The organism is Halobacillus massiliensis, assembly GCF_900166625.1.
Lineage (GTDB): Bacteria > Bacillota > Bacilli > Bacillales > Halobacillaceae > Halobacillus_A > Halobacillus_A massiliensis.
On the sequence record NZ_LT800499.1, the window covers coordinates 3054021 to 3079664 of the forward strand.

19 protein-coding genes, 16 tRNA genes and 1 rRNA gene are annotated in these 25644 nt (G+C 41.4%); 4 read left to right on the forward strand and 32 right to left on the reverse strand.

Going from position 1 to position 25644, the window contains the following annotated elements:
* Positions 1–103: 103 nt before the first annotated feature.
* The 5 genes from yhbH to B7E06_RS15190 form a co-directional block, all read right to left on the reverse strand.
* Positions 104–1264, reverse strand: a complete 1161-nt coding sequence (gene yhbH, locus B7E06_RS15170; RefSeq protein ID WP_082234800.1) for a sporulation protein YhbH — start codon at positions 1262–1264, stop codon at positions 104–106.
* Positions 1265–1759: 495 nt separating this feature from the next.
* The gene (gene odhB, locus B7E06_RS15175; RefSeq protein WP_082234801.1) at positions 1760–3061 is read right to left on the reverse strand and encodes a 2-oxoglutarate dehydrogenase complex dihydrolipoyllysine-residue succinyltransferase; all 1302 of its coding nucleotides are present in this window, start codon (positions 3059–3061) and stop codon (positions 1760–1762) included.
* The gene (locus B7E06_RS15180) at positions 3061–5874 is read right to left on the reverse strand and encodes a 2-oxoglutarate dehydrogenase E1 component (RefSeq protein WP_245807817.1); all 2814 of its coding nucleotides are present in this window, start codon (positions 5872–5874) and stop codon (positions 3061–3063) included. The genes odhB and B7E06_RS15180 overlap by 1 nt, the downstream gene beginning before the upstream one ends.
* Positions 5875–6119: 245 nt before the next feature.
* Positions 6120–8189 (reverse strand): RNA degradosome polyphosphate kinase, encoded by a 2070-nt coding sequence (locus B7E06_RS15185; RefSeq protein WP_082234803.1) that lies wholly within the window; start codon positions 8187–8189, stop codon positions 6120–6122.
* A 74-nt stretch (positions 8190–8263) separates the two neighbouring features.
* Complete coding sequence (locus B7E06_RS15190; protein ID WP_082234804.1) at positions 8264–10159, reverse strand: PrkA family serine protein kinase; 1896 nt, start codon at positions 10157–10159, stop codon at positions 8264–8266.
* A 290-nt stretch (positions 10160–10449) separates the two neighbouring features.
* Here B7E06_RS15190 and B7E06_RS15195 point away from each other — a divergent pair, with 290 nt between their 5' ends.
* Both B7E06_RS15195 and lipA read left to right on the forward strand, forming a co-directional pair.
* Positions 10450–11265, forward strand: a complete 816-nt coding sequence (locus B7E06_RS15195) for a lipoate--protein ligase family protein (protein ID WP_082234805.1) — start codon at positions 10450–10452, stop codon at positions 11263–11265.
* 18 nt (positions 11266–11283) lie between these two features.
* Positions 11284–12228 (forward strand): lipoyl synthase, encoded by a 945-nt coding sequence (gene lipA / locus B7E06_RS15200; RefSeq protein ID WP_082234806.1) that lies wholly within the window; start codon positions 11284–11286, stop codon positions 12226–12228.
* A 75-nt stretch (positions 12229–12303) separates the two neighbouring features.
* Here lipA and B7E06_RS15205 read toward each other — a convergent pair whose 3' ends face one another.
* The 10 genes from B7E06_RS15205 to B7E06_RS15250 form a co-directional block, all read right to left on the reverse strand.
* Entirely contained in the window at positions 12304–12975 is a 672-nt protein-coding gene (locus B7E06_RS15205) for a hypothetical protein (protein ID WP_082234807.1), read from the reverse strand.
* 117 nt (positions 12976–13092) lie between these two features.
* Positions 13093–13344 carry a hypothetical protein gene (locus B7E06_RS15210; RefSeq protein WP_245807749.1) on the reverse strand — a complete coding sequence of 84 codons (252 nt, stop codon included), beginning with the start codon at positions 13342–13344 and terminating at the stop codon, positions 13093–13095.
* A 344-nt stretch (positions 13345–13688) separates the two neighbouring features.
* Positions 13689–14165: a tRNA (uridine(34)/cytosine(34)/5-carboxymethylaminomethyluridine(34)-2'-O)-methyltransferase TrmL gene (trmL, locus tag B7E06_RS15215; protein ID WP_082234808.1), complete on the reverse strand. Its 477-nt coding sequence runs from the start codon at positions 14163–14165 to the stop codon at positions 13689–13691.
* Positions 14166–14215: 50 nt separating this feature from the next.
* Positions 14216–15070 (reverse strand): amidase domain-containing protein, encoded by an 855-nt coding sequence (locus tag B7E06_RS15220; RefSeq protein ID WP_245807750.1) that lies wholly within the window; start codon positions 15068–15070, stop codon positions 14216–14218.
* Positions 15071–15145: 75 nt separating this feature from the next.
* Positions 15146–15691: a methylated-DNA--[protein]-cysteine S-methyltransferase gene (locus tag B7E06_RS15225; protein ID WP_082234809.1), complete on the reverse strand. Its 546-nt coding sequence runs from the start codon at positions 15689–15691 to the stop codon at positions 15146–15148.
* Positions 15692–15762: 71 nt separating this feature from the next.
* The gene (queG, locus tag B7E06_RS15230) at positions 15763–16896 is read right to left on the reverse strand and encodes a tRNA epoxyqueuosine(34) reductase QueG (protein WP_245807751.1); all 1134 of its coding nucleotides are present in this window, start codon (positions 16894–16896) and stop codon (positions 15763–15765) included.
* A gap of 19 nt (positions 16897–16915) precedes the next feature.
* Positions 16916–18622, reverse strand: a complete 1707-nt coding sequence (locus B7E06_RS15235; protein ID WP_082234811.1) for an ABC-ATPase domain-containing protein — start codon at positions 18620–18622, stop codon at positions 16916–16918.
* Positions 18623–18735: 113 nt separating this feature from the next.
* Positions 18736–18806, reverse strand: a tRNA-Gly gene (locus B7E06_RS15240).
* 333 nt (positions 18807–19139) lie between these two features.
* A complete protein-coding gene (locus tag B7E06_RS15245) occupies positions 19140–19499 on the reverse strand; it encodes a hypothetical protein (RefSeq protein ID WP_245807752.1) in 360 nt (119 codons plus the stop codon).
* 126 nt (positions 19500–19625) lie between these two features.
* On the reverse strand, positions 19626–21056 hold the full coding sequence (locus B7E06_RS15250; protein WP_082234812.1) for an alanine/glycine:cation symporter family protein: 1431 nt from the start codon (positions 21054–21056) through the stop codon (positions 19626–19628).
* 272 nt (positions 21057–21328) lie between these two features.
* On the opposite strand from B7E06_RS15250, the gene B7E06_RS15255 reads away from it, so the two are divergent.
* Positions 21329–22327, forward strand: a complete 999-nt coding sequence (locus tag B7E06_RS15255) for a chitobiase/beta-hexosaminidase C-terminal domain-containing protein (protein ID WP_082234813.1) — start codon at positions 21329–21331, stop codon at positions 22325–22327.
* A 189-nt stretch (positions 22328–22516) separates the two neighbouring features.
* On the opposite strand, the gene B7E06_RS15260 is transcribed toward B7E06_RS15255, so the two are convergent.
* A complete protein-coding gene (locus tag B7E06_RS15260) occupies positions 22517–23110 on the reverse strand; it encodes a hypothetical protein (RefSeq protein ID WP_082234814.1) in 594 nt (197 codons plus the stop codon).
* Positions 23111–23599: 489 nt separating this feature from the next.
* Between B7E06_RS15260 and B7E06_RS15265 the strand changes: the two genes are divergently transcribed.
* Positions 23600–23938 (forward strand): hypothetical protein, encoded by a 339-nt coding sequence (locus tag B7E06_RS15265; protein ID WP_082234815.1) that lies wholly within the window; start codon positions 23600–23602, stop codon positions 23936–23938.
* Between the two features lie 52 nt (positions 23939–23990).
* Here B7E06_RS15265 and B7E06_RS15270 read toward each other — a convergent pair.
* From B7E06_RS15270 to rrf, 16 genes are all read right to left on the reverse strand, one after another.
* Positions 23991–24072 (reverse strand) — tRNA-Leu (locus B7E06_RS15270).
* A 6-nt stretch (positions 24073–24078) separates the two neighbouring features.
* Positions 24079–24152: transfer RNA gene (locus B7E06_RS15275), tRNA-Cys, on the reverse strand.
* Between the two features lie 53 nt (positions 24153–24205).
* A tRNA-Gly gene (locus tag B7E06_RS15280) sits at positions 24206–24277 on the reverse strand.
* 3 nt (positions 24278–24280) lie between these two features.
* Positions 24281–24355, reverse strand: a tRNA-Gln gene (locus tag B7E06_RS15285).
* 13 nt (positions 24356–24368) lie between these two features.
* A tRNA-His gene (locus B7E06_RS15290) sits at positions 24369–24444 on the reverse strand.
* Between the two features lie 11 nt (positions 24445–24455).
* Positions 24456–24526: transfer RNA gene (locus tag B7E06_RS15295), tRNA-Trp, on the reverse strand.
* A 22-nt stretch (positions 24527–24548) separates the two neighbouring features.
* Positions 24549–24634 (reverse strand) — tRNA-Tyr (locus B7E06_RS15300).
* Between the two features lie 10 nt (positions 24635–24644).
* Positions 24645–24720 (reverse strand) — tRNA-Thr (locus tag B7E06_RS15305).
* Between the two features lie 13 nt (positions 24721–24733).
* Positions 24734–24809: transfer RNA gene (locus B7E06_RS15310), tRNA-Phe, on the reverse strand.
* Between the two features lie 34 nt (positions 24810–24843).
* Positions 24844–24920, reverse strand: a tRNA-Asp gene (locus tag B7E06_RS15315).
* Positions 24921–24924: 4 nt separating this feature from the next.
* Positions 24925–25001, reverse strand: a tRNA-Met gene (locus B7E06_RS15320).
* 54 nt (positions 25002–25055) lie between these two features.
* A tRNA-Val gene (locus B7E06_RS15325) sits at positions 25056–25131 on the reverse strand.
* 6 nt (positions 25132–25137) lie between these two features.
* Positions 25138–25212, reverse strand: a tRNA-Glu gene (locus tag B7E06_RS15330).
* A 17-nt stretch (positions 25213–25229) separates the two neighbouring features.
* A tRNA-Ser gene (locus B7E06_RS15335) sits at positions 25230–25322 on the reverse strand.
* 6 nt (positions 25323–25328) lie between these two features.
* Positions 25329–25403 (reverse strand) — tRNA-Asn (locus B7E06_RS15340).
* Positions 25404–25412: 9 nt separating this feature from the next.
* A 5S ribosomal RNA gene (gene rrf / locus B7E06_RS15345) occupies positions 25413–25526 on the reverse strand.
* Between the last annotated feature and the right edge of the window lie 118 nt (positions 25527–25644).

Here is a 25644-nt window from a genome sequence, read left to right on the forward strand (position 1 = left end):
TACATTACTTTCCCTCCACACGGCCATGATAAGCTTCGATTTTCCAAAAAATATTAATTATGATAAATAAAAACAACCCAGGGTCTCCCATGGGTTGTTTTTATTAAACCATTTGACTTTCTGTCTGCTCGCTGAAGAAATGCTTCATTGCAAAAAATACGTCCGCTTTTTTTCGTAAGACATGATACCTGAACTTAGGATGATCAATCGATTTGTAAGCCTGCATAAGACTGGAAGAACGATTGTACTGATTGACTTCGCCATACCCAAACATTTGAGATACTTCCATCAGCTGCTGGATTAAAGCCACACACCTCTTATTGTCAGAGGTTAAGTTATCACCATCTGAAAAGTGAAATGGATAAATATTATACCGCTCAGGTGAATACTTTTCATTAATTAAATCTAGCGCTTTTTTATAAGCAGATGAACAAATTGTTCCACCACTTTCCCCTTTTGAGAAAAAGTCGTGTTCTGATACGACCTTTGCCTGTGTGTGGTGTGCCACAAACTCAATATCAACCGTTTCATAATTTTTTTGAAGAAAACGATTCATCCAGAAGAAAAAACTTCGTGCCATATATTTTTCCCACTGGCCCATTGACCCGCTCGTATCCATCATTGCAATTACTACCGCTTTTGATTCCGGTTTCTCCCGATCCGTCCATGCTTTAAAACGAATATCTTCTGGATATATTGGAGAAAAAGAAGATTCTCCTCCTAAAGCATTACGTTTAAACGCTTCAAGCATCGTTCGTTTCTTATCAATGTTCCCAGTGAGTCCTGTTTTACGGATATCTGTAAACTCAATATCTTCATGAATGATTGCATCTCTTTCTTTTTCCGCCAAATTAGGAAGCGTCAGCTCCTTAAAGAGGGCTTCTTCTAATTCTGCGAGTGAAACCTCTGCTTCATAGTAATCTTCTCCAGCCTGGTCCCCAGCTCCTTCTCCCTGGCCCGGCTTTTTCTGGGCTTCTTGAGACTGGCCGACAACATCCCCCACTTGACTGTCTCCATCGCCTTGGCCGGCATGCTTGTTTTTCTCATAATTATACCTAATTTTATATTCATCAAGTGACCGAATGGGTATCTTCACAACACGTTTTCCATTGGACATCACAATATTTTCTTCTGTAATTAAGTCAGGAAGCTGTTTGTTCATAGCATCCTTCACTTTTTCCTGATGGCGCCTCTGATCATCATAGCCTTTTCGATGGAGGGACCAGTCGTCTTCAGCAATGACAAAATTCTTCTTTTCATTCATCACATGTTTCCCCCTCCTGCTTGTGGATTACTCTATCATATGCAGGACAAGTCTGATGGATGAGGCGAAATGGAATATGACTTGTATTTTTATTAAGAATTATTTGACTATTTATTAAAAAAAGGAGTGCTATCGCCTGTAAAGCTAGGTGAGTAGAGGTATTTTCCTATAAAGATTCTTTTAGAAATACTTTGGTGTGCGTGTGTTCCATTGTTCCGTTTGCCTTAATAAAGAGAACCGGGCCTGGGGAAACAACTCGCTTTCCATGGGTGAACGGTGAGCTTCCTCTTATACAGTAAACGGAACCGTCTTTCCACTCCCTAAAAAAAGGAAATGGCGAGACTCCTGCAGGGAGACAGAGCCAGGGGAGTTCCACGAGTGCAGTGAGCTAGCACACCGGCTCCTGCTTAAATGGAAACTGGCCCCATTTCAAACTGAAATAAAAATCCGACCAAAACAAAAACCCCTGCTAATAAATTAGCAAGGGCTCATCAATTAACCTTCTAATAGGAGATCATAAGGATCTTCAATCATTTCTTTAATACGACGAAGGAATTGGACAGCTTCTTTTCCGTCAACAATTCTGTGGTCGTAAGACAGAGCAATATACATCATTGGACGAGCCTGAATCGTATCGTCCGGCATAACTTTCGCACGTTTTTCAATGTTATGAAGTCCCAGAATACCAACTTGTGGAGAATTCAAGATCGGTGTAGACAACATAGATCCAAAAATACCGCCATTTGTAATCGTAAATGATCCGCCTTGCAGGTCATCTAAGGATAGCTCTTTATTTCTTGCTTTTTGAGCAACATCCATAATTCCTTTTTCAATTCCGGCAAAGTCCAGGCGGTCTGCATCACGTACAACAGGCACTACAAGGCCTTCATCGGTAGAAACAGCCATTCCGATATCATAGAATTTTTTCTGAATGATTTCATTGCCTTGAATTTCAGCATTGATTAATGGGAATTCTTTCAATGCGCCTACTGCTGCTTTTGTAAAGAAAGACATAAAGCCAAGCTTCACATCATGTTTCTTCTGGAACGATTCCTTACGCTCGCTTCGAAGCTTCATTACATTTGTCATATCTACTTCGTTAAAAGTAGTCAGCATCGCAGAACTTTGCTGTGCTTCAACTAAGCGCTTCGCAATGGTTTGACGGCGGCGGGACATTTTAATGCGCTCAACCGGCTTATCAAACTCCACTTTTTCCTGCTTGCTTTCTTTTTTCTCTTGTTTAGGAGCTTCTTTCTTCTCCTCTTTCTGACTTCCTTTAGCTGCAGATTCTACATCTTCTGGACGAATACGGCCTAAAGGATCTTTAGCAGAAATGTCGCTTAGGTCGATACCAAGTTCACGGGCACGTTTACGGGCTGCCGGTGTAGCGATGACCTCTCCTTTGCTTTCTTTTTGAGAAGAAGAACTTTTCTCTTCTTTCTCTTCTTTTTTATCTGTCTGCTTTTCTTCCGCTTTTTCAGCTGATTTCTCTTTTACTTTTTCTTCTTCTTGACTTTCCTCTTCCTGACTCTCTTCTTCTTCAGAAGCTCCGCCAGCTTGACCGTTTTCATCTACTTTAGCGATAACGTCCCCAACTTCTACATCGTCCCCAGCTTCTTTTATGATTTCTGCCAGCACACCGCTTGCATCCGCATTTACTTCTACGTTTACTTTATCAGTTTCAAGTTCAAGGATAGGGTCTCCTTTTTCTACTTGATCACCTTTTTTAACGAGCCATTCGGCTATCGTACCTTCTGTAATGGATTCAGCTAATTCAGGGACCTTAATTTCCTTCATTATTCATTTCCTCCTTTAGACAACTGTAGCGCTTCATTAATGATTCGTCTCTGCTCTGTTTTGTGGATATTTGGTTCACCAACTGAAGGAGAAGCGCGATGCGGTCTGCCGACGTAACGGTGAATTTGCCCTTTTTCTAACATTTTGTGAAGAATCCCCTCTACAAAATACCAGCTTCCCATATTTTGAGGTTCTTCCTGTATCCAGACAAGTTCTTCAAGGTTCGGATACTCACTTAGAATATCTTTAAGGTTCTGTGTAGGGAATGGATAGATTTGTTCAATGCGAACGGCATCAATCTTTTCAAATGATTGGTCTTCCGCTTTTTCAACCGCATCTTCAAGTTCAACCATAATCTTTCCGGATCCCAATAACAGTGAGGTAACTTTCTCACGTTCTTTTTTCGTTTTTTTCGTCAATCCAGGCTGTCTTACGATCGGCTGGAAGTTTAATTGACTGAAATGCTCGCCTGGAGCAGCCACTCTTTGATTTCTTAACAGGCTCTTAGGTGTCATTAATACAAGAGGTCTTGCTTCCTCTTCATTGCTGATTGCTGCCTGACGCCTTAATAGGTGGAAGTACTGAGCAGCTGACGTAACGTTTGCTACTGTCCAGTTGTTTTCAGCAGCAAGCTGGAGGAACCTCTCCAGACGTGCACTGGAGTGCTCTGGTCCTTGTCCTTCATAACCGTGTGGAAGCAAAAATACCATATTTGACTTCTCGCCCCATTTAGCACGGCCCGCAGCTACGAACTGATCAAAGATAACCTGTCCAGCATTCGCAAAATCACCAAACTGGGCTTCCCAGATCACTAAAGCTTCCGGTGCCTGCACACTGTACCCGTATTCAAAACCAAGAACCCCGGATTCAGAAAGCGGGCTGTTATAAATGTCAAAGGAAGCGTTAGCTTGTTCTATTCCATGTAAAGGACAATACGTCTCGCCTGTATCCACATCATGGAGGACTAGGTGACGATGAGCGAAAGTTCCGCGTTCTGTATCCTGACCGGTAATACGGATTGGTTTGCCGTCTTCGATAATAGAGGCAAAAGCTAAAGCTTCTGCTGTTGCCCAGTCGACTTTGTTGCCGTCATCAAGCATATTACTGCGTTTCTTAAGAATTTTTTCAAGCTTTTTAAAACCATTAAAGCTTTCAGGACGTTTTAATAATTCCTCGTTCAGCTTTTTCAAACGACCTAAATCAATAGCTGTCACGATTTCATCCAGCGGCCGCTCGACTGCACCAGGACGTTCTTTAACTTCAGCTTCTGTTGCTTCATTTTCATTCATATTGTTATAAATCTCGCGGAAATCAGACTCTACTTCTTCAAAAATTTTCTTAAGATCGCCTTCTTTTATTACGTTTTGTTCAAGCAGCTGCTTTTCAAAAACGTAAGGAGCTGTGTCATGAGCATCTATTTCTTTATAAAGCTTTGGCTGGGTCGCACGCGGCTCGTCCATTTCGTTATGGCCGTAGCGGCGGTAACCAACCAGGTCGATGACAAAATCTTTCTTGAATTTCTTCCTGTATTGGTAAGCTAGTGAGATCGCTGATAAACAGGCAATGGGATCATCCGCATTTACGTGCACAATTGGAATCTCATAGCCTTTTGCCAAGTCACTTGCATAACGAGTAGAACGTCCATCTTTGCGATTTGTCGTAAAACCGACTAAGTTATTGGCAATCAGGTGAATAATTCCTCCCGTACGATAGCCTGGAAGATCTTTCATATTTAAAGATTCCGCAACAACGCCTTCACCAATAAACGCAGCATCCCCATGTATTAAGATGCCAAATGCTTTTTCTTCATCAAGTTTCGAATATCCTGTTTCTGAACGATCATCCTGAGCCGCTCTTGTAAAACCTTGCACAACAGGGTTTACAAACTCAAGGTGTGATGGATTATGACTTAAGGTAATCTTTGTAGAATGTGCTTCTCCATTCCCGATTTCACGACGGGCACCAAAGTGATATTTCACATCACCTGTCCATCCGTAGTTAATACCTGTAGAGCCTTCAGATGGAACGAGCTCTTTATCCGGAGCATGGTGGAACTCAGAAAAAATCCGGTCATAAGGTTTGCCTAACACGTGGGCTAGCACGTTCAGCCTGCCTCTGTGAGCCATCCCCATCATAATGTGGCCGATGTGGTCAGATGATGCTTCCTGCACAATCTGATCAAGCATCGGAACCATTACATCTAGTCCTTCAATAGAGAAACGCTTTTGACCGACAAAGGTTCTGGCTAAGAAGTTTTCAAACCCTTCTACCTTTACAAGTCTTTTAAGTAAATCCTTTTTTTGTTCATTGCTTAATTCAACCTGAAACTCAGCATTATCAATTCTATTTTGAAGCCATTGTCTTTCATTTTCATGGCTTACGTGATCATATTCAAATGAGATCGTCCCTGCATACGTTTCTTTTAAATAGCGGACGACCTGAAGAGCATTTTTAAAATTATGTTGTTTATTTTCCCATACCCATTCGGCAGGGATTGATTCCAGATCGCTTTCTGTTAAGCCGTATCTGGAGATTTCCAGCATATTTGTAGGACCTCTTTCATTGCTTCCGACTGCATAAATTTTCGCATCCAGATGGCCATGACGACGAATAGCCTCAACAAGTTTCGATGCTGAGGTCACTTTCACTATATCGGCTGCTGAAGCCGCTTGGGCTTCTCCATTTACGGGAGCTGAAACAGACGTACTCATCCATTCAGGGGCTCCATGCTGGTCGAACACTTCTTTTAAAGTAGCATCGACGGACTCTGGATCTTTTTCATATAACTCATACTGTTCTTCAATGTAACCCATGTTAGGGCCGTGAAACTCTTCCCAAAATCTTTCGTTGGCACCTTGATTAGCCACGTGAAATACCTCCAAGTAGTTGTTTGTCTAATGCTGGAACGTAAACGTTTGCAAACACACTATCTATTATAGGGCTGTTACGCTCCGTAATTCAACATTTATCCCTTTTTTTCTTTTAAGCTCTAGTTCTATTTAATTATAACAAGAAAGACGTACCTATTGGTACGTCTTTTGTATTTTTCTAAAAATACTTATTCTTCATCCTCAAGTACCTGATATGCCAGTTCGAACAGCTTCATCTGACAATCTATTCCTTCCTCACACTCTGACTTTTCAATCTGTGTATAGACTCCCTTTTCGGTCAATACTCTGGCTTTCGTATTATCCGCCAGCATAAGCAGCAAAACGTCTGTCACGCGTCGTTTAATCTTAGAATCAAGGATGGGAAAGCACAGTTCTACCCGTTTCACCATATTTCTTGTCATTAAATCGGCTGAAGACAAATACAGTTTTTCTTCACCATTATGAAAAAAATAATATACCCTGCTGTGCTCAAGAAATCTTCCAACTATGCTGATTACTTTTATGTTTTCACTAATTCCTGGTATGCCGGGCCTTAAGCAGCATATCCCCCGAACAATCAGCTTTATGCTTACCCCTGCCTGAGAAGCTTCATAAAATTTTTTAATCAGATCCTTATCTGTAAGGGAATTCATCTTCGCAATGATCATTCCATTAGCAGACTTTTTATGAAACGCCATCTCTTCCTTAATTTTTTGAAGAAGATCAAATTTTAAACCTTCAGGAGCCATCGATAAAAAATGAAAATCTGGCTGTTCCGTATAGCCGCTCAAATAGTTAAAGAAATTAGTTGCATCCTCCCCGAATTCACTTCGTGTGGTCATCAGTCCCATGTCAGTGTAAAGTTTTGCTGTCTGATCATTATAATTTCCTGTTCCCAGATGGACGAAACGATCAATATGATTTTCTTTTTTTCTTACAATTAAGGTTATTTTGCTATGTGTCTTTAAACGTGTCATGCCATAAATTACATGACATCCCGCCTTCTCAAGCTTCCTTGCCCACTGCAAATTGTTTTCTTCATCAAAACGTGCTTTTAACTCCACTAATACTGTCACTTGCTTTCCGTTTTCAGCTGCTAGTTTCAAAGCGTTTATGATGGGAGAATCCCCGCTCACCCTGTAGAGTGTCTGTTTAATTGCGAGTACATCAGGATCCATTGCTGCTTCTGTCATCAATTCTATAAGAGGATCAAAAGATTCATAGGGATGATGAAGAAATACATCACGTTTTAGTATAGCATCAAAAATTTTTTCATCTTCACCAATATCCTGTGCAGGCTGGGGAATTAACGGAATATAGGCAAGCTCCTCTTTCAAAGGTACACTCTTTTCATAAAACTTATAGAGAAACGCAAGGTCAAGCGGCCCCTTTATTCTGTATACGTCCTCTTCAAAAATTTCCAGCTTTCTTAACAGAAATTGAACCATCTTCTCATCACAAAAACCCTCGCGGACTTCTAATCGTACAGCAGCCCCCCACTTTCGTTTCTTTAATTCTTTTTCAATTTCTCTTAATAGATCTCTTGCCCCTTCCTCATGAATGGTCATATCCGCATTCCTGGTAATGCGAAAATCCGTAATGGATTCTATCGAATGTCCTCTAAAAAGTTTCTCTGAAAATTGACTGACCACTTCTTCTAATAGTACGTATTGATTAGTATGGTTGATTTGAACAAAACGCGGAAGGACAGAGGGCACTTGAACAATGGCTATTTTTTCCGCCTCCCCCCGCAACCTAATCGCCAGGTTAATCGTCCGGCTTAAAAGGCTGGGAAAAGGTCGGTGAACATCAACTGCTAATGGGGTTAATACAGGAAAGATTTCATGTAAAAAATATCCTTCCAGCTGATGCAGCTGGTTTTTGGACAACTGTGAGAGAGAAAGGATAGATATATTTTCTTCATTTAATAGAGGCAGCATATCCTGGTACTCCTGATACTGCTTGTTTACCAGGTAGTGAGTTTTCTCAGCTATGAATCTTATCTGCTGTTTAGGGGTGAAGCCGGCTTTATTTTCAGGTTTATTATATCCTGCCTTTATTTGATCCTTCAGACCAGCTACACGGACCATAAAGAATTCATCAAGATTTGAAGAAAAAATCGCTAGATACTTCAGCCTCTCCAGCAGTGGGTTCCTTACATCACTTGCTTCTTCCAAAACTCTTTCGTTAAAAGCCAGCCAGCTCAGTTCTCTGTTAATGTAATACTCTGGAGAATCTAAAGAAAGGTTATGAGTCATTGGGCAGCCACTTCCTTCTGTCTTTTCAATAAAAGAAGTGCGAGCCCTGGGGGCTCTGCACTTCTCATTTTTCATTATCGATTTAACAGGCTTCCGACATATTTCAAGAGCTCATTGGCGGAAGTAGAATTGTAGCCATGCTCATCCACAAGCGTTGCGACAACTTCATTAATTTTCTTAAGCTGCTGTTCATCCGGCGTCTTCGTAGAGGTAGTAATTTTGACGATATCTTTTAGATCAGCAAACAGTTTCTTCTGGATTGCTTCTCTAAGACGCTCGTGGGACTGATAGTCGAATTTCTTACCTTTACGGGCATAGGCCGAAATCCTAATTAAAATTTCTTCACGGAAGGCCTTTTTCGCATTCTCCGAAACGCCGATCTGTTCTTCAATTGAACGCATGAGACGCTCATCCGGGTTCATCTCTTCCCCTGTTAATGGGTCGCGAAGCTTCGCCTTATTACAGTAGGCCTCTACGTTATCCAAATAGTTATCCATCAACGTACGGGCAGACTCTTCATATGAATACACAAATGCTTTTTGAACTTCCTTCTTCGCCAGGTCATCATACTGCTTCCTCGCGACAGAAATGAACTCCAGGTAGCTTTCCTTATCTTCTTTGGAAATGGAAGCATGACTGTCAAGTCCGTCTTTTAATGAACGCAGAACATCTAAAGCATTAATCGAACTCAATTCTTTTTTAATAATAGTCGAAGAAATTCGGTTAATCACATAACGAGGGTCGATACCACTCATTCCCTCATCCGAGAACTCTTTGCGGAGTTCCTCTACATCTACATCACTGAAACCTTCGACTTCTTGCCCATCATACAAATACATTTTCTTCAGAATATCGATAGACGCCTTCTTCGACTCCTTTAAACGGGTTAATATCGTAAACATAGCGGCTATTCTTAATGTATGCGGGGCGATGTGCACATCGCGGATGTCACTTTCCCGAATCATCTTTTCGTAGATTTTTTCTTCTTCTGTCACTTTTAAGTTGTATGGAATAGGCATGACTATCATCCGGGAGTGCAATGCCTCATTTTTCTTGTTTGCAATAAAAGAGCGGTATTCCGCTTCGTTTGTATGGGCAATAATCAATTCATCGGCTGAAATTAAGGCGAAACGTCCAGCTTTAAAGTTTCCTTCCTGTGTTAAACTCAATAAATGCCAGAGGAACTTCTCGTCACATTTTAAGATCTCCTGAAATTCCATAATCCCTCGGTTAGCTTTATTCAGTTCCCCATCAAAACGATATGCTCTTGGATCAGATTCCGATCCGAACTGAGCAATAGTTGAGAAGTCAATAGACCCCGTTAAGTCTGCTATATCTTGAGACTTAGGATCGGATGGACTGAATGTTCCAATACCTGTCCGTTTATCTTCTGAGAAAAACACTCGTTCTACCAATACATCTTCAATACGTCCGCCATACTCCTGCTCCAGCCTCATCGTATTCAGCGGTGATAAGCTTCCTTCGATACGAATACCGGAATCTTCCATAAATTCCTCACGAAGATGATGAGGTATTAAGTGCAGCGGGTCTTCATGCATTGGACACCCTTTAATGGCAAAGACGGCTCCTTTATCAGTCAGTGAATATTTCTCCAGCCCTCTCTTCAACAGGTTGACTAACGTCGATTTACCGCCGCTGACAGGTCCCATGAGGAGCAGAATTCTTTTTCTTACGTCTAAGCGTCGGGCAGCTGGATGAAAATACTCTTCGACTAAGCGTTCCATGGCTTCATCTAATCCATAAATATCGTCATCAAAAAAGGCATATTTCTTATGATGAGGACCTTCTTTTACCCCAGCTTCTGTGATCATACTATAAACACGAGAGTGAGCAGACTGTGCTAGGTAAGGCTTTTCTTTTAACAGGTCTAAATAATCCCTAAATGTTCCTTCCCACTTCAGTTCCTCTTCTTGTACCCGGTAGTCTTGAATTCTTCTAATAATATCCACTCAACGACCTCCCCGTCGTAATTCGCAAGTTTAATAAATCCTATGCGGACAGAATCCAAATCATTCTATATCTTTCGTGCGTACCAGGCAGCTGGATTGAAAAAGACTCTAAAAAGATTTGGTACATTTTAACTCCACTCACCCTTGCGGTACCACGCAAAAAGACGCAATTTTTGGATTAATCACCGAAAAATGTTCCTGACCCGCTTTGACAGGGTATACATCCCTTGTTAGAATTGTCTTGAATTTTAATTCGATAAAGGATTATAAATGGAAAGAAGGTCTAATTAATGGAAAGATGGTACTTTGTCGATTCAGGGCATTTAACACCAGCTTTGAACATGGCTCTGGATGAAGCTCTTATGAATTGGCATAGTGAAGGAAAGATTCCGCCTGTCCTGCGTTTTTACGGATGGCAGCCAGCTGGACTTTCCGTTGGATATTTTCAAAAAGTTAAAGGTAAAATTGACTTAGAAGCAGTAAATCATTATGGATATCAGCTTGTGCGCAGACAGACAGGAGGAAGAGCAGTTCTTCATGATGATGAATTAACTTACAGTGTCATCATTTCCGAGTCTCACCCTGACATGCCTCCTTCTGTCAAAGAAGCTTACCTTGTCCTCTCTAAAGGACTTCTTGAAGGGTTCAAAGAACTGAAGATCCCGGCTGACTTTGCCATCCCTGAAGAAAAATTAGGAACATCCGGTTCAGCCGTCTGTTTTGAGGAACCTTCCTGGTATGAGTTAATTGTTGATGGAAAAAAAGCAGCGGGAAGTGCGCAAACGCGAAAAAAAGGAGTCATCCTTCAGCACGGCTCCATCCCTATCAATGTTGACGAAGACAAGCTTTTTGATATGTTTATTTATAAAAATGAAAAAATAAAACAGCGGGCAAGGGAAGCCTTTGGTGATAAGGCTGTTTCCATTAACCATATTTTAGATACTCCTGTCAGCTTTAATGACACGAAGGCGGCTTTTAAAAAAGGATTTGAAAAAGGACTCGATCTAGAATTAGAGCCCTTCCAATTAACAGAAGAGCAGTGGTCAAAAGTAGAAGATTTGGCAAAAAATAAATATGCGACTGATGAGTGGAACCTTTCAAGATAAATATAAGGAGTGAGCGAATTGACTAAAAAAGATGAGTACATAAGAAAACCGGACTGGCTTAAAATTAAAATTAATACGAATAAATCCTACACAGGATTGAAGAAATTAATGCGTGAGAAGAAACTGAATACAGTATGCGAGGAAGCACGCTGTCCCAACATCCATGAGTGCTGGAGTGAAAGAAAAACAGCGACCTTTATGATTCTTGGAGATACTTGTACACGCGGATGCCGATTCTGCGCGGTTAAAACAGGGCTTCCGAACGAACTTGACTGGGGCGAGCCGGAGCGTGTGGCTGAGTCCGTAGAAATTATGGGCCTTAAACATGTGGTCGTTACAGCTGTAGCCCGTGACGATTTAAAGGATGGAGGAGCTGCTGTTTTTGGAGAAACGGTAAAAGCTATCCGCCGCCGCGTACCTGGATGTACCGTAGAAATTCTTCCTTCTGATATGAAGGGTGATTACGAAAGCCTTCATACACTAATGGGCGGAGAACCTGATATTTTCAACCATAACATCGAGACTGTCAGACGCTTAACGAAAAAAGTCCGTGCACGCGCTATGTATGATCGATCTTTAGAACTGCTGCGCCGGGTCAAAGAAATTCGTCCCAACACTCCGACAAAGTCAAGCATTATGGTGGGTCTTGGAGAAACAAAAGAAGAGATCATCCAGGCAATGGATGACCTTCTGGCTCATAACGTAGATATTATGACAATCGGACAGTACCTGCAGCCTACGAAAAAGCATTTAAACGTAGAGCGCTATTATCATCCCGATGAATTCGAAGAACTTAAAAAAATCGCCATGGAAAAAGGCTTCAAGCACTGTGAAGCAGGCCCAATGGTACGTTCTTCCTACCATGCGGATGAGCAGGTAAACACCACTTCTGCCCAGCGTCGTATAAAATACATGCAAGGATATGAGTCACAAGGCGAAAAGCTGGATAACGTTACATTTTAATACTAGAAAAAAGCCGCCGAGGAAGGCGGCTTTTTCATTTGAATATATCAAAAGGCAGCAAAAAATATAGAGATTTTAATTTTCCTCAGCATCTGTAACGTCCGGCTCCTCATTTTTTTCTCGTTCTGGTTCATGACCTTCTGGTTCACCGTCCATTTCCTCAAGGGCCTCTTCTTCAATCTCCTCATTGATTTCCGGTTGTTTATCCTCTTCTCGTTCTTCCTCTTCTTTTTCTTGATCAGGCTCTGCCGGAGGTTTAACGGAAGGTTTTTGTGGTTTTTCTACTGGCGTGTCTATTTTCTCTTGAACAGGCGGACTTTTAGCTGCAGGTGAACTTGAGGTTTCAGTATTTCTTGTCGTATGGGCGTTCGTGCTCGGTGAAGGTATCGAAACTGGCGACTCGTATGTATTTCCCTTGTCCGACTGACTGACGGTAGGCGGCCCTTCATTTTGGTGCTCAGTCCGTATGACTTCTTCAGGCAGATCTTCCTGCATGAGTTCCTCTTCATCAGACGGCTCTTTTTCCATCAGCATTAAAGATTGCTTCACATCGATAATTTGATGCTCCGGAATCTCTCCCTCAATTTTCTTATTTGTAATAAGCTCTGGCTTTTTTTCATCATCAATCTTTGCTTCACTTTGCTGCTGAATCGTGATTTTAATAGGCTCTGCCTCGGCTGCACTGCTGCCGCAGGCGGCTAGAAAAACAGTGAGTAATAGAATTATGAAAAGCGCCATTTGCCTCATATACCAACGCTCCTTTATCCCCAATCTTTTTTTATAATTTTGAATAAATATGTAAGATAGGATTATTATACCATAATCCATATACGGAAAAAGACCGCATGATGCGGTCTTTTCTTCTTACCAGTAATATCCATATGGGGGAAATCCGGGCGGACCATAAAAAGGCGCGGGATATCCGCCAAACCCTCCTGCTCCATATAAAAGAGGCGGAATTGAGCTTCCAATAAAACCACCGAGAAGTCCACCGACAAATGGGCCTCCGAAAAATCCTAAGAACCGATCTTCTCCATCATAGAGATACGGATCTGCACTGCGCATTTCTTCATCGAAACCAGGATAAGGACCGTATTGATAATGATCAGGTAGCACTTTGGTTCCCTCCGTTAATCAGACATGGGGTATTCACCTACATTTCAACATATGTGTGGACCTTCGGGAGGGTTTGGGCGAAAAACTCGTACATGCGCAAGTTTTAAAAAAGCGCTAACAAACATTCACATTACCTTCCAAATGCGGTATAATAACAACCAGCAATGCTTGTCTGTATGGATTACATAAAGGAGGCTGAAATTCCATGAAATTAACGTTAATCATTTTTGTATGCTTGACATACTTAGTTTCCATTTTCTCTGCTGGTTATAATACGAAAGCAGGACGACCTAGAAAAAATTAAAAAAAGCAAAATCGCACCTCGGTATAAGAGATGCGATTTTTTATTTGATCATATGAGGGTAGCCCTGCTGTTTAAGAACATCGTAGATAATGATGGATGCTGTATTCGATAGATTTAAGGACCTTACCTTATCCGTCATCGGAATACGCAGGCATCTGTCTTCCAGTCCTTCCAGCAGTTGTTTTGGAATACCATCTGTTTCTCTTCCAAACACAAAGAACCAGGATGCTTCCGTACTGCTGAAATCAAAATCCACATACGATTTCGTTCCAAAGTTTTCAATGTAAAAGAATTCTCCATCTGGATACTTTTCATACAGTTCATCGATGGAATCATGATAATGAATGGTTACATCATGCCAGTAATCCAGTCCTGCACGTCTCAACATTTTATCATCCGTAGAGAATCCAAGAGGACGAATGAGATGGAGCTCCGAATTTGTTGCTAAACATGTACGAGCAATATTCCCGGTATTGGCAGGAATTTCAGGTTGATAAAGGACAATATGGTTTGCCATGACCGTCACCTCAATTACTAATAGTCAACTTGACTATTATACCATACTTATCAACCACCGATTTTAAAAAATTTATACTTTATGTTAGGTGTATAGGCGGTTGAATCTTCATAGTTCCAGTATCGCTGACGGCTGTTTGTAGTGTGAGCGTTCACGAATGGTTCTCCCTCGCTGTCTTTACTGACGACAATCGTTGTATGATCATAACGCCCATCCCCTTCAAAGTCATAGCAAATGATATCACCCGGAGATAATTCTTTTGCCGATTGGACCTCACTTGCCATTAGTCCTTTCCTCGCTCCGCTTAAATACCAGCGCATAGCATTGGCTACGCTCCAGCTGTAGCTCCAAGTCTTCCCACCGTACCACCAGCCTTTACCTCTGTGCGGATGTCCCCAGACGGGAGCCCCTCCAGCTTTTAAACACTGTGAGATATAGTTCGTACAATTATTTTCAAAGTTCATATAGGCCGGGTTATACGTATCCCACCATTGTTCAGCGTAACGAACAGCTTCCCTGCGGTTATATTTAAAACGAAGCGGTTCCCTTTCACTTTCTTCATGAAATAAAAGCGGCTCCAAACTATTCTCCCCTGAAGCAGATTCTGTCACTGTTATGTTTTCAATCAGTTCGTTATTCGCAACACGACTGCTGCAGTTGTAAATGCCTTCTTCTACATAAGATTGAGATTTTCCTTTGACATAGAGACGAATCGCTAACAGGTAACGCCTTTCCTCAATGGCTTCATATGTAATTCGATGATAAGGAATAATGTAAAAAGTAGCCTGGTTCACATGGCTTCCTCTCGCTTTCATCCCTTCTATTTTCCGGGCAAGCCACTGTTCTTCCTGTTGCTGGGGCAGCTGATTTAAAATATTGTTCCAGTAAGTCGCAATAGTTTCCATATCATCTCCTCCTCCCTCCCACTATATGAAAAAAGAAGGAAATCCATACAAAAAACTCCCTCTTTTAGAGGGAGTTTACATATTTGATTTGATCAGTTGATGTTTGGACTCATGCTGTATAAGTTTTTGTTTACGTTCCAAGCCGCCTGCATAACCGACAAGCTTGCCATTGTTCCCAATCACACGGTGACAGGGTACAAGAATCATGAAGGGGTTGCTGTTAACAGCCCCACCCACAGCGCGGACCGATTTTTCCGCCTGTAAAGCTATGGCTATATCTTTATAAGACCTTGTCTCACCAATCGGTATGTGCTGTAACAGCGACCGCCACACTCTTTTCTGAAAAGGCGTCCCATAGCAAATAAGCGGGACAGAAAACGCTTCACGTTCTTGATAAAAATATTCGCGCAGCTCGGTGGCTGCCTGGTGAATAATGTGATGATCAGGCATTTGCTTGAATGAGCTTTTCATCATATACTTTCTGGTCCAATTCTGGTAAAAAGACAGATGCTCGTCAAAAGATCCGTAGTCTACCCGCAGAACCCCTTTGTCATTGGCTAGAATTGTCAGCTCGCCGACAGGTGTATCCACAACATCATAATAGAGTATTTGGCAGCTCATATTGAAACACCTACTTAACCTGTTTTTTCTATTATACAAAATCTAATATATTCAGAAAAGATCAATTTTGCTTATATTCCTTGAAAATTCAAACCTTTGTCCATTTCCTGCTGAACCTGTGCATCCTCTTCCTTGTCATACGCCTCGCGGATTGCCTCAAAACACTCTTTCGTACCGATCTTACCTAAGGAATAAGCCGCTGTCCCTCTAATGACGGGACGCGGATCTTTATTCATCAACCGGATAAGCTCATTGACAGCAGCTGTTTCTTTAAAATGACCAAGAGCCAGGATGGCATTACGCTGAATCGGCTTTTTCCCTCGCCATGAACCTGACATTTTTCCGTACGTTTCTTTAAATTCACGGTTAGATATCGACAGCAGAGGAATTAATTTAGGCTTCACACGATCAGGATCTGGTTCAAATGCTTCATGATTGTGAAAATCCTTCCCTTTATTTTTCGGACATACCGTCTGACACGTATCGCAGCCATATAATCGGTTCCCAATATTTGTGCGAAACTCTTCCGGAAGGAAATCCTTCGTCTGTGTTAAAAAAGCGATACAACGCTGGGCATTAAGCTGTCCTCCCTGAACTAAAGCGTCAGTCGGGCATGTATCCACACATAAGTTACATTCCCCGCAGCTATCCTCCACCGGATCGTCAGGAGCAAAAGGAATATTTGTCACAATTTCTCCTAAATAGACATAGGAGCCAAATTCAGGAGTTATAATGGCAGAATTTTTGCCGCTGAAACCAATACCGGCCCGCTCAGCGACTGCACGATCTGAAAGCTCACCTGTATCAACCATTGATTTAAGTTCTGCTTCCGGAAACTTCTCTTTTAGAAAGGCTCCAAGCAAATGGAGCTTTTCTCTTAAAACATCATGATAGTCCTGACCCCAGGAAGCCCGTGCAAACACTCCGCGCCGATCACCGCGTTTATTTTTAGGAGAGTTTTTCATTTTAGAAGGATAGGCAAGCGCAATGGCAATGATCGACTGTGCCTCCGGAAGCAAGCGGGAAGGTTCTGTTCGTTCTTCTACACTCCCTTTTTCAAAACCGGATTGATAGCCAAGGATCTGCTGGCGTTGAAGCCTCGCCTTTAATTCACTAAACACATCAGCTGATGCAAATCCTATTTTATCGATGCCGATTTCTTTACTGTAAGCGATGACTTCTTCTTTAAAATGATGAAGATCCACCTTGACTACCCCCTTTCCTTTATCGTATATCATCCACCTTTGCCGTTCGAATTCGGTTTAAGGCGGCTGCAATTTCAAATCTTCTCGGTCTTGCTAATTCACCCGGGTGCTGATTTTTAAATGGCGCAACGGAAGCAAGACCTTCTTTATCAAACTGTTCTTCGATTTCATCTAAAAGCATGGATAAAGGCTGGCGTTTTTTTAGCACTCCATTTTTGTGTAAATGCATCAAAAGGTCTGCAATCATTCTTGTCTGAGACGCATCCACCAGCTGTTCCACATCAGTGAGGCTGATTTCTGTCGTTCCCATCAAAATGGATGTACGGCTTTTCGCCTGAATCTTCTCTTTCTTTCCTTTATGCGGCTTAATCGAAGTATGGGTATAATACCTTGAAGGCAAATCCCCAAAACGTCCATCTAATTGCTTACGCTCACCTGGATAAGCTTGAGCGATATTTTTTGCTTTATTCGTAACATTAAAAGGAACGTAATGATCCATCATAATAACATCATCTGCTACTTGAAAGTAGTCACCGGATCCGCCCATCACGAGAATCGTGGAAACTTTTAATTCATCACGAAGACTGCTTATTTTATCGATAAACGGGGTGATTGGTTCTTTTTCCTGAACGACAAGCTCCTGCATTCGTTCATCGCGAATCATAAAGTTAGTAGCACTCGTATCTTCATCAATAAGCAGGGTGTTTGTTCCCGCTTCTAACGCTTCAATAACATTGGCAGCCTGGGAAGTACTTCCACTTGCATTTTCTGTCGAAAACCTCGTCGTATCCACACCGCCCGGGAGATTTTTAATAAAAGGAGAAATGTCCACATTCGTTACCTGACGACCATCCTCTGCTCTAACCTTTACAGCTGACGGATCTGTGATCACGTATTCCCGGCCGTCACCTTTAATATGAGGATACACGCCTCGCTCCATCGCATTCAACAGGGTACTTTTACCATGATAACCCCCTCCTACGATCAAGACAATTCCTCTTTTTATTCCCATGCCTGTCAAAGGCTGATCACGATGTGGCACATGAATGGTTATGCGATTTTCTTCTGGACTTTGAAAACGAACAGCATCTTTCATCGGACGGTCACTAATGCCGCTGGATCTTGGAAGAATCGAACCGTCCGCGATAAAGGAAATTAACTCCTCTTCCTTCATCTTAGCCAAAATAGCATCATGCTGATCCGCTAAATGGACAAACTCCCATATTTCCTGGTCTGTAATGGCAAACACAGACTCTTTGATCACATTTGGCAATACGGTGAAAAAAAGCTTGTCTGCTTCCTTTCCATTGATTCTTCTTCCATTAGCCGGGAGACCAACAGTCAGACAAACAGTCGTATTGCTTCCATCAATACTGACGGCTGTACGCTCAAGAATTTCCTGCTGCGGCCGGTCAATAGCCACCATGCCGCTTTTTCCTGATCCCTTAACGTCAGAACGCCCTTTATGAAGGACTTCTGCCACTTTTCTGGCAATCGCATCTTCACTATAGATCTTTCGCTTTTTCGTCTCCTTCCACTCGGGAAGGATGGTTTTTGCATCGTTTGGTACTAGTATTCTGATTTTAGATGGAGCAGCAAAAGGATCACCTTGGACATAGTCAATCTTTAACTGATAAGAAGAAAAGGAATAACTCCCTTGTATTTGTTTATATCCCTTATAGCTTTTTCCATCGATCTGCTGCAGTAATTGCTTTAGTTTTTTCATGGAATCCTGCTCCTTTCTTCTTTACCTTCATATTAAAAAACGCAATGCTCCGTTTATTATAAAACGAAACACTGCGTTGGATCACGTAGTAAGATATTAAGAATAAATAATAGAGCGGGTGAAGGGAATCGAACCCTCGTCATCAGCTTGGAAGGCTGAGGTTTTACCATTAAACTACACCCGCGTATATTAAATTTTATAGCCACGTTTTTACATACTTAAGCTTATTCAAGGAAGTGAATGCCTTCGAAGCAACTCGCAGTTGTTTCGGCAGAAGATTATGCTCTACGCTGTTGGTTTCCCGCGTTAATTAGGTTTCTCTTCTTAATGATATTTTCCATTATAACAACCCTATGTTGTACTGACAACCATAATTCGGGGATTTTCTACAAAAATCTATTTCTCGTTTGTAGTTGTACAGTATATGTAAGTCTTCCTGATTTTGCTACAAAAAAACCGACTCCCTTTTAAAAGAAGTCGGTTCCGGTTCTTATATAATAAGACTAGATAATCTTCATTATGCTAATTGTCGCTCATAAACCAATTCATTTGTTTTCATATCAAGAGCGTCTACTTTCATATTTAATACTCTGCCATCATTATTTTTGGACCCTGAAAGACGGATATAATTACTAGAATTATGATCCTTAAAAGAAACATGCACATTTCTTATTTTATCTTCTTCTCCATTTTCCCCTTGTTCCTCATGGATCAAACACTCTGTGAATTCCATGGTCTCTTTAGGCTGACTTAATATGTAATCGTGCATAATCTTCTCAAGTTCAGGAAAGGCAAGAGCTTTATTTTCAATACATTTCTCATAAAAATCATTACTGTCAGTAATATGTTCAATTAGTTCAGGTTCTCTCTTCATCATAAATCCTTCCCTTCAAAAATCAGTCTATCCTCCTTTTCCCCTAAAGGGTGGATAAGAAACACAACACTTTTAATAGTACAAGAAAAACGCGCTTCTTATAGAGCGCGTTTTTTCGGTCACTTTATCTTAAACCACTTTTTTCTTCTTCTCCTCTTCAAAATCAAGCTTTTCCCAAGTTTCTGTGCCATCAATACCAAGTCGGCTTGGTTCAAATACAGGCTCTTTGTTTTCTTTTCTCTGTGCCATATAATCATTCAAAACAGTGAAAGAAACTTTACTTAGCCGCAGCACAGCATATATATTTAAAATCGTCATAATACCCATAAAGACGTCTGCTAAAGACCAGACAACATCGAGAGTGGCTACGGCTCCGAACATCACCATGGCCAGTGTACCAAAACGGTAAATTAAAATAGCCTTGGGACTGTCTTTAATAAACTCAATATTCTTTTCTCCATAATAATAACTTCCGGCGATTGAACTAAAGGCAAATAAGAAAATAGCTAAAGATACAAAAAGGTTTGCCCATCCTCCAAGCTGTGAAGCAAGAGAATCCTGCAATAACGTAATACCTGCTTCAGTACCAAACTCAGCCTGTCCGGCACTTAAAATAATAAATGCAGTAGCCGAACAAACAACAAGCGTATCAAGAAATACTCCGGCTGCTTGAATAAACCCTTGTTTTACAGGATGGGATACGTGAGAAGAGGCTGCGGCATTAGGAGCACTCCCCATACCCGCTTCATTCGAAAATAATCCCCGGTTTACTCCATTCATAATGACTGCACCAATACCGCCCCCAATTACCTGCTCGAAACCAAGGGCACTGGATACGATAAGACTTAGAACTTCAGGAAGAGCACTAATATTCATTCCTACTACAATTAAGGCAATGACAATATAAATAACCGCCATAATTGGAACAACAATACTTGTGAAATTCGCAATACGGTGGACACCGCCAAAGATAACGATCGCAGATAATACGACAAGACCGATACCTACCACTGAAGTTGGGATATCAAACGTTGAATTAATTGAAGCAGCGATAGTATTACTTTGTACGGAATTAAATATGAGTCCAAATGTAAAAGCAATAAGAATCGCAAAAACAATACCAACCTTACGCTGCTTCAATCCTTTTTCCATATAGTAAGCAGGACCGCCTCGAAAAGCATCCTTACCATCGCGTGCTTTATAAACCTGAGCCAATGTACTTTCCATAAACGCAGTAGCTCCTCCCACGAGTGCTACAATCCACATCCAAAATACGGCACCTGGTCCCCCTAAAGTAATCGCAACAGCTACACCAGCAAGGTTTCCTGTTCCAATCCTTGTAGCTGAGCCAATACAGAATGATTTAAAAGCAGAAATTTCCTTGCCATTATCCCCGGGCGTTTTCTCAAATAAGATGCGAAGCGTTTCTTTTAAATACCTAAACTGTACAAACCGGGAGAATAAAGTAAGAAATAGTCCTGTTCCCAATAAAATAGGAACTGTAAGATAGGTAGATAAATAATTGTTAATCTGACCCAGTATTTCCATAATAAAATCCATTTTTCCACCCCTTGGAAATTTTTTAGATTATTCAGAATAATCTCAATCCAATGAATACGCTATCATAATTCGACAAACGCTTCAACTTTTTATTGGATGTTTAATAAAACTATCCTCAACAGTAGAACTAATGTAATGATTTCTCCATGATCTGCAGGTAAATTGTCATGTGAAAAAGAGGATCTTTATCATTCAGAAATAAATTGACAGAACAAAGCCCTTCACTTACTATGTAAGCGGCAACAATTAATTGAATATGGAAGGAAGTTTTTATGGTAAATAGAAAAGAAATTATAGATTCCCCTACTGCATCTCTACATTCTGGAGAATATTACAGAGAACAGGTTATTACGTTAAAATCTAATATATCGGGAACTCAACTTTATTACACCACTGATGGTACACTTCCTTCGAAAAACAGCATTATGTATGGTAATTCGATCAAAGTAAAAGAAAATCTAACAATTAAAGCGATCGCTATCCATGAGGAGAGCAATGTTCAAAGTGAAGTATCCACTTTCACATATAAAATTACAACTAGACAAGACATCGCCCAGCGATTTATGGATTTGAACTATAACAATATGCCTTACCGCCTTTATGTACCAGAGAATTATGATCCATCCCATTCTTATCCTTTAGTTTTATTTCTTCATGGAGGTGGAGAACGCGGCACAGATAACGTGAAACAGCTGCTTGCAAATGATGGGGCGATTATATGGGCAGCTCCTGAAAACCAAAAGAAAAATCCAGCTTTCATTTTGGCTCCACAGGCAAGGGATCAACCGGATGGAGGCTTCGCGATTACGAGAAATGCTGATAACATCGTAGATCCTGAAAGAGCTTTTGAGTTTTCAAGCGACCTTGCTGCGGCTTATGATATCCTTCAAATGGTAATGACACAGTACAACATTAATCAGAACCGCGTATATTCTACAGGCTTGTCACAAGGAGGATTTGGAACATTCAACTTAAATATTAAGTATCCAAATCTTTTTGCCGCCCTGGTCCCAATTGCAGGGGGAGGAGACCCGGAGAAAGTACATATTATTAAAAACAAACCTCTGTGGGCCTTTCATGCGGAGGATGATGAGATTATCCCCGTTTCGTCTACGAGAAATGCTATCCAAGCCATTAGATCTGCGGGTGGAACGCCAATTTATACAGAGTATCCTGCAAACTTGGGACATAACCATGAATCGTGGAATCCTGCTTATGAAAATCAAGAAATGATAGCTTGGATGTTTAGTCAGAGAAAGGATTTAAAATAAGGATGAACTGTCGCCACTATCTATAAGGAGATGGAGCGGTTCTTTTGGCTGGACTTCTAAGACTACAAAAAAGAATATAAAAACGTCTTTCCACTTGCCATGGAAAGACGCATAAATAATCACTTACGCAATTAAAGCTTCAAGAAAAACCAATAGGACTTATTCATACTGGCTGGCAATAAATAGTCCTTACTCTAATAATGAATTAATCTCACCTAACAATGGCTCTAATACTCCTAAGAGTTGATCTAATATACCACCCAGAAAGCCATCACTATCAAGAAGACCAGCTACCGCACAAAGTAAATTCCCAAGAAGGTTACCAGCACCAGGAATAGCTGTAAGGTCGAGGTTTATTTCCGAAAGATCTAGCTGTAAGCCCAGCAAATCCAAGGAAATTGGACCAAGGTCAAGGTTTAAGAGCTCACACTCCTGCTGAGCAAGAGCAGCAGAGTTCATCATGTCTCCTCCGCTTTCATTTAAAGTGGCTGGTATGTTTTCAAAGTTTTCTTTTACATTTGTAGAAGAACCATCCTCTGAAACGGCCTTCCCTTTAACAGAACCACTCATTAAGAGCCCTTCCGCTTCATCATAAGATAGGTTATCAATATTCAACATTCCATCAAACGAGCCTCCATCTTCTAGAACACCCGTAACTTTTATGTTTTTTAGCAGCTTAGATCCAGTAGTAGAAGGTGAAGCAGCCAGGGAATGAATAGGGGCAAGAACAAGGGAACTTACTAATGCAATTACTAACATTGAGACGAGAGACTTACTTTTCATGAATCGTCCTCCTTTAAAATTTTAATAAAGCGCTTACATGTGCCAGCCATGTAATGTGTTCCCTATCTCTTCCATGTAAAACAAATTATGTCGATTTTTAGTGAAAATGATTACTTTAAACTATCTTTATTTAATACAAATCAAGAAATGGAAACAGAAGGTCCTGCGCCATTAGTTGCATTTATATAGCTTTAATGCGTTTATGAATGACAATATTTATTTGCTATAGTTATATTAGGATCTGACGAAATATCCAAATAAGTATATATAATGGGCTTCGAAGGTCTAAGTTTGTGCGAAACCTATAATTACAAAATTAACTGCGGGCCTATTCCCCGGTCCATTTGGCAATATAAAAGTTTGGAGGGCAAATGATAAAATGAGTTCTACTGTTAAAAAATGAATTTTTTTAAAATGATGCTTGGTAATCTTAGACGACTGAGTTGGCAGGTATTATGAAAGGGTAATGTATAAAGAGGAGTTGATTCTGTGAGAGGTTTTCTTGATGCAATTATTGTTTTTGCTTTTTGGTATGTAGCAATTGCCATTTTTATCGGATATAAATCTGTGGGACATGCTCTAATTTTTGCTATGATATTAATTGTTTTTGCTTATTTTACTAGGGATAAAGAAAGACCTAAAAAACTCATGTATATTCAGTTAGTGATAGTAATACCCGTTTTAATTTTTTCTATTGCTTTCTTTACTTCAATAGAAATTTCAAAAGAATCCGTGGTGAAATTTACTATTGGAATTTTATTATGTTCTATCTTTTTTGGCGCTTTAAAAATACGAAAGGTTAGGCAAACTAAACGTTTATCCAAATAAAAAAAAGACCTCAACATTACTGTTGAAGTCTTGTATCTGTTACATTTTATAGTACCGGTGGTCGGGGTCGAACCGACACTCCCGAAGGAACACGATTTTGAGTCGTGCGCGTCTGCCAATTCCGCCACACCGGCATAATATGGAGGCGGCAACCGGAATCGAACCGGTGATAAAGGAGTTGCAGTCCTCTGCCTTACCGCTTGGCTATGCCGCCACTTATTATATAATAAAGTATATTCTGCGATGCAGCAATTATGAATCTTCTAGAGCGAGAGACGGGATTCGAACCCGCGACCCCCACCTTGGCAAGGTGGTGTTCTACCACTGAACTACTCTCGCAAATGGCTGGGCCAGCTGGATTCGAACCAGCGCATGACGGTACCAAAAACCGTTGCCTTACCGCTTGGCTATGGCCCAATAAACAAAAAAATGGGGCGGCTGATGGGAATCGAACCCACGAATGCCGGAACCACAATCCGGTGCGTTAACCACTTCGCCACAACCGCCGTTATAAAAGCAGGGGTAGTAGGAATCGAACCCACATTGACGGTTTTGGAGACCGTAGTTTTACCGTTAAACTATACCCCTATTTGAATGATAAAAAATAAAATGGTGGAGGGAGTAGGACTCGAACCTACGAACCCGATGGGAGCGGATTTACAGTCCGCCGCGTTTGGCCAACTTCGCTATCCCTCCACGTTATAAGTGGTGCCGGCCAGAGGACTTGAACCCCCAACCTACTGATTACAAGTCAGTTGCTCTACCAATTGAGCTAGGCCGGCTAGTCTCAAAAGATGGTGGCTCGGGACGGAATCGAACCGCCGACACACGGATTTTCAGTCCGTTGCTCTACCGACTGAGCTACCGAGCCTTATAAATTAATTTATATGTATGAAAATAATCAATGGCGGTCCGGACGGGACTCGAACCCGCGACCTCCTGCGTGACAGGCAGGCATTCTAACCAACTGAACTACCGGACCATTTTGGTTGCGGGGGCAGGATTTGAACCTGCGACCTCCGGGTTATGAGCCCGACGAGCTACCGAACTGCTCTACCCCGCGATAATGTGGGAGACCTTTATGATCATTCCCATTATAATAGAATCAAAGTTTCAATGGTGGAGGATGCAGGGCTCGAACCTGCGACCCCTTGCTTGTAAGGCAAGTGCTCTCCCAGCTGAGCTAATCCTCCAAGTAGTGGTGACCCGTACGGGATTCGAACCCGTGTTACCGCCGTGAAAGGGCGGTGTCTTAACCGCTTGACCAACGGGCCATATATAATGTAGTTAATGGCGGAGAGCGAGGGATTCGAACCCTCGAAACCGCGTGAACGGTTTACACGAATTCCAATCGTGCTCCTTCGGCCAGCTCGGACAGCTCTCCATAAAGTGGCTCCACAGGTAGGATTCGAACCTACGACCGATCGGTTAACAGCCGATTGCTCTACCACTGAGCTACTGTGGAATAATTTCAACCTGGCGGCGTCCTACTCTCACGGGGATAAACCCGACTACCATCGGCGCTGAAGAGCTTAACTGCTGTGTTCGGCATGGGAACAGGTGTGACCTCTTCGCTATCGCCACCAGATCTCTTTCTTTTTTAGGGACAAGATATATTATATTGTCCTTTTAAGAAAATATCAAGGTTTTTTAAAAACTTTTTAAATAAACCCTCAAAACTGGATAAGACTGCTTTCTATCAAACC